The organism is Clostridium luticellarii (genome assembly GCF_002995845.1).
Lineage (GTDB): Bacteria > Bacillota > Clostridia > Clostridiales > Clostridiaceae > Clostridium_B > Clostridium_B luticellarii.
Window position 1 is genome coordinate 1 of the sequence record NZ_PVXP01000097.1, and the last position, 9,552, is coordinate 9,552.

General features: G+C 32.4%; 11 protein-coding genes. 10 read left to right on the forward strand and 1 reads right to left on the reverse strand.

All coding sequences use genetic code 11. The features are described 5' to 3' along the window. Positions 1-50: 50 nt before the first annotated feature. The gene (locus tag CLLU_RS17135; RefSeq protein ID WP_106010993.1) at positions 51-605 is read left to right on the forward strand and encodes a helix-turn-helix domain-containing protein; all 555 of its coding nucleotides are present in this window, start codon (positions 51-53) and stop codon (positions 603-605) included. Between the two features lie 23 nt (positions 606-628). Here CLLU_RS17135 and CLLU_RS17140 read toward each other — a convergent pair whose 3' ends face one another. Beyond that, entirely contained in the window at positions 629-1,123 is a 495-nt protein-coding gene (locus tag CLLU_RS17140; RefSeq protein WP_420866711.1) for an HD domain-containing protein, read from the reverse strand. Positions 1,124-1,260: 137 nt separating this feature from the next. On the opposite strand from CLLU_RS17140, the gene CLLU_RS17145 reads away from it, so the two are divergent. The 9 genes from CLLU_RS17145 to CLLU_RS17190 form a co-directional block, all read left to right on the forward strand. Next, complete coding sequence (locus tag CLLU_RS17145; protein ID WP_106010985.1) at positions 1,261-1,953, forward strand: response regulator transcription factor; 693 nt, start codon at positions 1,261-1,263, stop codon at positions 1,951-1,953. Further along, complete coding sequence (locus CLLU_RS17150; RefSeq protein WP_106010986.1) at positions 1,926-3,209, forward strand: sensor histidine kinase; 1,284 nt, start codon at positions 1,926-1,928, stop codon at positions 3,207-3,209. Before CLLU_RS17145 ends, CLLU_RS17150 begins: the two co-directional genes overlap by 28 nt. A 68-nt stretch (positions 3,210-3,277) precedes the next feature. Continuing rightward, positions 3,278-3,952 carry an ABC transporter ATP-binding protein gene (locus CLLU_RS17155; RefSeq protein ID WP_106010987.1) on the forward strand — a complete coding sequence of 225 codons (675 nt, stop codon included), beginning with the start codon at positions 3,278-3,280 and terminating at the stop codon, positions 3,950-3,952. A gap of 1 nt (position 3,953) precedes the next feature. After that, on the forward strand, positions 3,954-6,341 hold the full coding sequence (locus tag CLLU_RS17160; RefSeq protein WP_106010988.1) for an ABC transporter permease: 2,388 nt from the start codon (positions 3,954-3,956) through the stop codon (positions 6,339-6,341). 96 nt (positions 6,342-6,437) lie between these two features. Then, complete coding sequence (locus CLLU_RS17165; protein ID WP_242977725.1) at positions 6,438-6,923, forward strand: pyridoxamine 5'-phosphate oxidase family protein; 486 nt, start codon at positions 6,438-6,440, stop codon at positions 6,921-6,923. Between the two features lie 139 nt (positions 6,924-7,062). Continuing rightward, the gene (locus CLLU_RS19390; RefSeq protein WP_158255943.1) at positions 7,063-7,194 is read left to right on the forward strand and encodes a hypothetical protein; all 132 of its coding nucleotides are present in this window, start codon (positions 7,063-7,065) and stop codon (positions 7,192-7,194) included. A gap of 55 nt (positions 7,195-7,249) precedes the next feature. Continuing rightward, positions 7,250-8,323 (forward strand): CPBP family glutamic-type intramembrane protease, encoded by a 1,074-nt coding sequence (locus CLLU_RS19395; RefSeq protein WP_337955815.1) that lies wholly within the window; start codon positions 7,250-7,252, stop codon positions 8,321-8,323. Between the two features lie 500 nt (positions 8,324-8,823). Beyond that, the gene (locus CLLU_RS17185) at positions 8,824-9,003 is read left to right on the forward strand and encodes a hypothetical protein (RefSeq protein WP_106010992.1); all 180 of its coding nucleotides are present in this window, start codon (positions 8,824-8,826) and stop codon (positions 9,001-9,003) included. Positions 9,004-9,269: 266 nt separating this feature from the next. Next, positions 9,270-9,552 (forward strand): sigma factor (locus CLLU_RS17190; RefSeq protein ID WP_276329484.1); only part of this gene is annotated, 283 nt, incomplete at its 3' end.

Here is a 9,552-nt window from a genome sequence, read left to right on the forward strand (position 1 = left end):
ATATTATACATATATATATTATAACATATAATATCCAGGAGGGAATTGATTTGAAAGATTTTAATTTTATAATAGGGAAAAATTTAAACAGCATAAGAAAACAAAAAAATTTAAGTCTGGATAAAGTAGCTTTACTAACTGGAGTCAGTAAGGCCATGCTGGCACAGATAGAAAGGGGAAATTCTAATCCTACTGTGACAACCTTGTGGAAGATAGCTACAGGTCTCAATGTTTCATTTTCTTATTTTATGGAAGAAAAATCTCATGAAGTTACTTGTGTAACTCACGATAATATTAAACCCATAATTGAAGGTGACGGGAAAATGAGAGTGTACCCTCTCTTCCCCTATGACAGCAAGAGAAGATTTGAAATATTCAATATTGAATTGGAACCGGGATGCAGCCATCAATCTCCTCCACACAATGATGGAATAGAGGAATATATTATTGTCAATAAAGGTGAAATGGAAATGATAATAGGAGATGATAAATATAAATTGAAATATGGTGATGCCATAAGATATATGGCCAATAAAGCCCATTGCTATAAAAATATATCAAATACTTTAGCAAGCTTTCAAAATATAATTTACTATTTTAAATAATTGGCTGCATCCTCAGTATATATTTATTTCTTAATGTACATTGTATGCAGAAATTGTCTGCCGGTAGAGGTTTTGAAATATTTGTCATCCATAAATTCTATGTCAGGTTTTTTAATATTGTCTTCATAGGCATTTACCAGAAAATCACTTTCGATTAATATCTGTAAATCTATTTTGTCAATTTTATTGTAACTGTGGTGACTGCCTATTAAAAAGCATATTCTGTCAACTACATTTTTATCTATGTCAATGTCTTTAAGCAATTTTCTGGCTATGGGAGGCCCTTCAATTTCCTGATAGTTTCCCGCTGAACTGTTGTATTTTTTCTCGCTTTCTTTAATTCCTATATCATGCAGTATGGCAGCTATTTCCAGTATAAGCAGGTCATTTTTATTTAACCCTTCCAGCTCACCTATGGTTTTACTGAAGCCGTAGACTTTTAGAGCATGATTTATTCTTTTAGCATCATTTCCAAAATAAGTTATCATTTTTTTCATGATATGGCTTGTTATGTTCATGATAATTTCCTCCTTGTAGTTTATATTCTATTGATTTTATTATAATATTTTTATAGTGACAATGGTATCAAATTTAAATAACCCTATGATAAGATATTAATGTATTCTTGTTAAGTAAAAATATGGAGGACGCCGATATGAAAAATATACTGCTTGTAGAAGACGACAGATCCTTGAACAGAGGAATCAGTTTTAAATTGGACAAAGAAGGCTATGGAGTATTTTCGGCCAGAAGCATAGAAGAAGCAAAAAAAATACTGTATGGCGAAAGTGTCGATCTTATGATCCTTGATGTAGGACTTCCAGATGGAAATGGGTTTGATTTTTGCAGTGAAATCAGAAAGAATAGTGATTTGCTCATTATATTTTTAACTGCCTGTGATGAGGAAGTGGATATTGTAACAGGACTTGATCTGGGTGCAGATGATTATATCGCCAAACCTTTCAGCCTCATGGTGCTGATGTCGAAAATAAATGCCTTACTTAGAAGAAACTGTGATAAAGGAGGAAACAGTAAAATCATATCCGGGGATATAGTCTTCTATGTTAATGATATGAAGGTATTGAAAAAAGGAAAAGAATTGTTCCTGAGCAGGAATGAGGTAAAACTTTTGAAATATTTAATGGGTAATTCGGGACAAATAATAAGTAAAGATCAGCTTTTGGATAAACTTTATTCTATAGACGGTACCTTTATAGATGAAAATACCATAGCTGTAAATATAAGAAGGCTCAGAGAAAAAGTAGAAGATGATCCTTCAAATCCTCAATATATAAAAAATGTCAGGGGAATAGGATATATATGGGCAGAGAGCTGTGCAAAAATATGATTGAATATTTAAAAGAAAATCCATTATTTAAAAGAGCGTTTATAACAGTTGTTTCAGGTACCATGCTTATTTCCATGGCTGTCTGCTTTTTGCATTATCATATGATAAACAAGATCTATGTAAATCAGATGAATTCCACAGTACAATTGGTGGGAGCTCTTGCAAGATCGCATCCAGAAGATGAAGTAGAAATTGTAAAAACCATTCTGCTAAAAAAATATAATTCTGAGGATTTAAATTATGGTGAGAGCATCATAAAAAAATATGGATATGATGATGAAGTCAAAGCCTGGAACGATGCTGCATTTAATAAAAATGTATATGATATGGCAATTGACGATCTGGTTGTGTTTATACTGACTCTGGCTGGAGGCATATGTATTTTTAGATACTGCAGTCTGAGGATTATAGAAGAACTTGAGGAAATTTTAAATGTAGTTGATAAAATAATAGACGGCAAATTTTCCATAAAGGCTGATAATGATAAAGAGGGGATTTTATCCCAAATATATTCAGGGCTTTATCAAATGACCAGAATACTTGAGCTGAATATAAATAAGCTGGACAGGGAAAAGGAAAATATAAAGTCCCTTGTTACAGATATATCACATCAGATTAAAACACCTTTGTCCTCCATAAAACTCTTCAACTCCCTTCTAATAGAAGATGAAAATATGAATACAGATGAAAGAAGAGAATTTTTACATACTATAAAAGAAGAGGTGCTAAAGTTAGAATGGCTTACAGGATCTCTTATAAAGCTGTCAAGGCTTGAAGCAGGCATGATCACATTTAAAAAAGAGAAAAAATCCATAAAGGATACAATATATAAATCCATAAAGGGAGTATATTCAAAAGCACTTCATAGAAATATAGAGATAGATGCTGAAGATATTGATGAGTATTTTGTTTTTCATGATCCCAGGTGGACCAAGGAGGCCATAATCAATGTGCTTGAAAATGCTATAAAATACACGGATTCGGGTGGAAAGATCAATATCAGTATGATTGAAACGAATTTTTTTATAAGAATTGATATAGAGGATAATGGAATAGGTATACCAAAGAAAGATTTCAACAAGATTTTCAAAAGATTTTATAGGGGAAATTCCAGGGTGGTTCAGGAATGTGAAGGATCCGGAGTTGGACTGTATCTTACCAGGAGGATACTGGAGCAGCAGGGTGGAAATATCATGGTGGATTCAGAAGTGGGGAAAGGAAGCAGGTTTAGCCTTTTCTTACAGAAGTGTAAGTGAGTTTGAAAGTCATATGTAATATTGCCATGTTATGATCTGTGTATCAAATGTAAAAGAGAGGTAATAACATGAAGGTATTGGAAACGAAGTCTTTAAAGAAATACTACGGTAGAGGTGAAAATTTGGTCAAAGCTGTTGATGATATAAGTTTTACTGTACATGAGGGAGAATTTATTGTAATAGTAGGTACCTCGGGATCGGGAAAAAGTACGCTGCTTCATATGATGGGTGGACTAGACAGGCCTACTTCAGGAAATGTGTATATTGGAGGAAGAGATATATTTTCAATGAAGGAAGACGATCTGGCCATATTCAGAAGGAGGAATATAGGTTTTGTATTTCAGGCTTTCAACCTTGTGCCGGTCTTAAATGTATGGGAAAATGTGACGCTGCCCATAGGTCTTGACAATAAGAAGGTGGATGAAAATTATATAAGAGAACTTATGGAAACTCTAAACATATATGATAAAAGAAATTCACTTCCCAATACACTTTCAGGCGGACAACAGCAGAGAACCGCCATCTGCAGGGCCCTTGCCAGCAAGCCCTCCATAATGCTTGCAGATGAGCCTACGGGAAATCTTGATTCCAAAACTGCCCAGGAAGTTATGTCGCTGCTTAAAATGTCAGTGGAAAAATACAATCAGACACTTGTAATGATAACTCATGATGAAAAGATAGCCCAGATGGGTGACAGAATAGTTGGAATAGAGGATGGAAAAATAAGGGCAGGTGATATGTAAAATGAACTGTATATCAAATCTGGCCAGAAAAAATTTAAAATTCTCAAAGACTAAAAATATTCTTGTCATAATAACCATAGCACTGGCTACATGTCTCATAACTGCCTCCGGTATAGTGATCTACAGCATTCAAAATATGGTAATAGCTTCCACCGAAGAACAATCCGGAAATTATCATGGAATCTACAAAAATGTGAATGACAGGCAGATTGAAATATTGAAGAACAACATAAAAATTGAAAGTGCAGGAGAATACATTCCATTTGAGAGTGTAAAGAGAAAAAATTCCAATTATCCGGACATATCCTTGATTTACGCAGATTTCAAAGCAGCAGATATGACAAATATTAAACTGGAGAAGGGTAGACTTCCACAAAAAAGCACTGAAATAGCCCTGGAAAAATGGGTACTTGAAAAATTAGATGTAAAAAGTGCTTTAGGGGAAACCATACATATTGAATATGGAAATACCTCTTCAGCTGCAGACTTTGTACTAAGTGGTATATTGAAGGACAGTACAATGCACAAGCAGCAAAACGTGAGTACAGGGCTGGTGTCAAAAAAATTTGTATATGAAAACTTGCCAAATGTAAAAAAGGACTGCTTTGTAAGGATAAAAAACCATAGAGATGTGGAAAAGAATATCACTGACATAGGTCATAGTATTGGGATAAAAGACAAAAATATAATCAAAAACTCCATGTATATAGATGCCTCAGGAGGAGATCCCATGATGCTGGCGGCATTTGCCGTGATAGCAGTAATTGTTGTGCTGACAACGGTGGTGGTCATATACAATATATTTTATATATCCGTTATTGAAAGGATAAAACAGTTCGGGCTGCTTGCAGCAGTGGGAGCTACTAGGAAACAGATCAGAAAGATAATATTCAGGGAGGGACTTCTGCTGTCTGCAGTAGGAATTCCACTGGGCATTATATTTGCCCACATTGCCGCTTTTATGATTGGATATCTTTTTTCACAGATTTCTAATATAAGAATGAAGTCCTCTCCTTATATTGTGATTGTATGTGTATTTATAAGTCTGGCTGCAGTGGCCCTCTCACTTATAAAACCAGGTAGACTCTCTTCGAAGATATCTCCTGTAGAATCTATGAAATACAGCGGTGTAAAAATAAGTTCCAGTAAAAAGGAGAGGGCTTCATTAAAAAAGATATCCATAGCTAAAATTGCACGGCTGAATCTGTGGAGAAATAAGAAGCGTACGATTATGACCATGCTTTCTCTGACCATGAGCGGAGTTTTATTTATCATAATGTGCAGTGTTTTAAAAAGCATGAATGTAGACAATATGGTCAAGCATGATTTTAAATATGAATTTGATCTTTCGGTTACAAATACCTACGGAAGTCCATTGAATAAAAAATTGATTGATGATATAAAAAGCATGGATGGGGTGAAAAATGTCTATATCAAGAAAAATACATTAAATGTTTTTGTAGACAATGCACGCAGCATTCTATATGGATATGATGATTATATGCTGAACAGGTTAAATAAGTATCTGATAAGAGGGAATATATCCAGCGAAAATCTGAAAAACAGAGATGAAGTTCTCATAGTGGGCAGAAAAAATGAAGACGGCAGTGTCACCTGCAAATACAAGGTTGGGGACAAAATTCCCATTTCAATCAGGGCAGAGGACAGCAGCGCCAACTTGAGAGAGGTCATGAATAAAGAGTTCACCGTAGCAGGTATATTAAGTGACAATATTGCAGGCTCCGGCTGGATTGTGGGAGGGTATGAATTTATAACTCATGAGGATGTATTTACAAAGAAAGAATTTAAAGACAGCCTGGCAGATAACAGGGACAACAAATTAACTGACATTTATATAGATATAGACAGCAGTAAATTTGAGGCCATAAAAAGCAGGCTCAAAGCCATAGTAAATAGGGACAGCAGGATAATGTATGAGTCAAATACAGACTGGAAGAAGGAACTGGAAAATCAGTTTATGGCAATAGAGATAACAGCAATGAGCTTTACGGGAATAATAGCCCTCATAGGAATTTTGAATCTCATAAATACTATGATTACAAGCATACTCACAAGAAAAAGAGAGTATGGAATGCTCCAGGCAGTGGGGCTGTCAAACAAACAGCTGAGACAGATGCTTCAGATAGAGGGCATGTACTATGCTGGTATAAGTTCTTTACTGTCGGTGATTTTTGGAACCGGTCTTGGATACTTCTGCTTTAAACTGTTTAAAAAGGCAGGAGCGGATTATGCAGAGTATGAATTCCCTCTGATATCTATACTTGCAGTTATTGTGGTGTTTATTTTGCTGGAAATACTGATAACCTATCTTATTGAAGGCAGATTAAAAAAGGAATCCATAATTGACAGAATCAGGTACAGCGAATGATAATATTATTAGGTAATTATAATGAGATAATGATATAATTTATTTATTATTTAATTCACAGTTATTAGAATATACGAATTAAATTGGAGGGCAATTATGTTGGAGAAGTACCACATGAGAAGACAAGATAGGCAAATAAATGATGAAAATGAATTAAGTGAAATATTGTTACATGGCAAATATACAGTAATATCAATGTGTTATAATAATGAACCTTATATAGTAACTTTGAGTTATGGTTATGATAAATCTCAAAATGCTTTATATTTACACACAGGGCTTAAAGGCTTGAAGATAGACTTCATTACCCATAATCCTAATGTATGTGCCACAATAATAGATGATAGAGGTTATGTAATGGGCGAGTGTGGACATAAGTATCGTTCTGTTGTTATAAATGCTAAGATTTCTTTTGTTGAAGATCTTGAAAAGAAAAAATATGGAATGGAAGTTATTTTAAAGCATTTAGAGGATACTCCTTCTGTTGTTAAAGAAAAGACTTTGAAAAATGAAAATATGTATAATAATATTGCAATATTGAAGATGGATATAATAAGTTTAACTGGGAAAAAGGGACAATAACTATATACTTCGGGTAGTATGTAATCTTCATATAGTGCGACATATGAGTGAGGCAAAACAACTCAATAAACAGTAATTTAAGAGGAAAATCTATGATATCTTAAATCAACTGGAAATGTTTACCGAGGATGTAAATAAAATGGGCAATGCTATAGTTCATAAAAATAACAGCTCTAATTCTCCTAAAGTAATTGTGGTTTCACATATGGATGAATTGGGCCTAATAATAATAGGTTATAATGAAGATGGAACTTTAAATTTTCAACTATAGGAAACGCGGATAAAAATTCATTATCATGCAAAACTATTTTAATTGGAAATAAAAAATATCGGGAAGTATAAGAATAAAGTCAATACATCTCCAGAACAAGAAAGAGATAAATGAGAGTTTATCCTGTGAAAATATGTGTATAGATATAGGTTCCTTCAGCAAGAAAAAATGCAGTGAAATTATTTCATTAGGAAATTTCGCAGTGTTTGACAATCATTTTTGTTATTTTGGAGATGACTTTATAGAGGGAAAAGCCCTGGATAGCAGAATAGGTTGTTCCATAAGGATAAATCACTACGAACCTAGTAATCACCTTATCTGGGTGCGCAACAATGTACTAATTAAGAGCATTTTCCCGAGCTTTTTAACTCGGGGTACATTTTTATTGATTTCGGGACTAATTGTATACATTTTAACTTTAAAACTAGGATTTGAGCATAAAGAATATAATTTTAATGATCCAAGAAAATCCGGATTACATGCTTTTGCTGCAGTTTTTATAAGTATTTTTTTAATTACGCTTATAATATTTTTTATAAGTTATACTGGCAAATCAAATACCGATACACAGATAAGTATAACGTATAATTTTTCCATTGTCCTGTCAAATGCATTATTGTATTTAATAATTATAAGCCCTATATTATTAACAAAGAAATTTTTTAAACAATCATGGGCAAGTACAGGGGTGTCAAGACATAATCTGAAAAAATCAATTGGTACTGGCACAATCTCAGGTATTATATTTATAATATTGTCGCTATTTTATATGAATATAAATGTCAATAAAGTAATAACTCATTTAAACATTGGCCATTTTTGGGCGTTATTAAACTGTGCTGTAATTGGATTTTCTGAAGAGTTCATGTTTAGGGGATATTTACAAACCCGTTTGATTGCATGGATGGTAAAAAACAAAGGATGGATGGCCGCTTCTATTTTAATGGCTTTAATGCATTTACCTCAAAGAATTTTTATTGGGAAAATGACTTTAACTGAAACTCTTACGAGTATGTTTGGTTTAGTTTTTTTCAGCTTGTTCCTGGGATATATGATGATTAAAACTGAAAATGTCACTGCACCGTCTATATTTCATGCTTTATATGATTGGGGATATACACTGGTTTAGTTTTAAAGTATATAAAAAAGTGGGTATTTTTCTATGCTTGCATACTTAAAATATTGAAATTTTAACTATAACGGCAAAAATAAATATACCTACTAAGATTAACAATATTCCATCTGATTTTTTACCTTGCTTATAAAAATGTATTCCATTTAAAATTTGAAAAATACCTAAACAAATGAACATAAAATTCATTAATACTTGAGTATTAGGTCTATAAGTGTTGCTGTATATCAAAATAATTATGCATAATATAAGTGTTAACATTCCAAATATAAATCTGATTATTGAATATTTGCTTTTCAAATTTATTTCCTCCTTGCTTTTTATATTATAATAACATAAATGCTAGTTTCCAGCTGTAGTTTTTTTACATAAAAATATCTTTTTTAATATGATATAATATTTATGGGAAAATAAAAGATTTTTAGTTAGCCACCTTCCAGGTTTTATTTCTCACAAAGAGGTCATTGCGGTTAATTGACAGCAGGGGAGGTGGCAATATGAGTGATACTGTGGTTATAGTAATATCTATATGTATTACATCACTATGCTTAACAGCTATGGTGATTGTAGGAACATATTTAAAAGATAGGTTAGTAATCAAGGGTAAATCTTCAATAGGTAAGTTAAGTGAAAATGAAATTTTTATAACTGCCGAAGATAAAAACTCAAAAAATTAAAATGCACCTAGTCCAATAAGTGCATTTTTAACTAAAATTTAAAAAACTATTGAAAACCGCAATGGCTTCTTTTAACTATATTATAGCACATTTTAAAAAAAATAAACCTAGTTTTAAAATAAATTATCGTATAGTATGATAATTTATTTTTTTATTAACTTTTTTCAACTTAATAATTGGTATCAAGTGTAACTTTTTATATATTAAAATTGTCTAATTAATGTAGGATAAATTATTTTCAGACATCTTTGTAGAGGGGTGAGGTAGTGAAAGAAACGGATAAGATTCAAGTTCTTGTGAATAATGCTAAAAAAGGAGATGATACATCATTTGTTGAATTGATAAATTTTTATAAAGAAAATCTTTATAAAATGGCATTTATATATGTGAGAAATGAACAGGATGCTCTGGATATTGTAAGCGATACTGTATATAAAGCCTATATGAATATGAATAAATTAAGGGAATCACAGTATTTTAGCAGTTGGATTATAAAAATACTTATAAATTTATCTATAAATAAGTTAAAAAATAATAAAAATATTATTT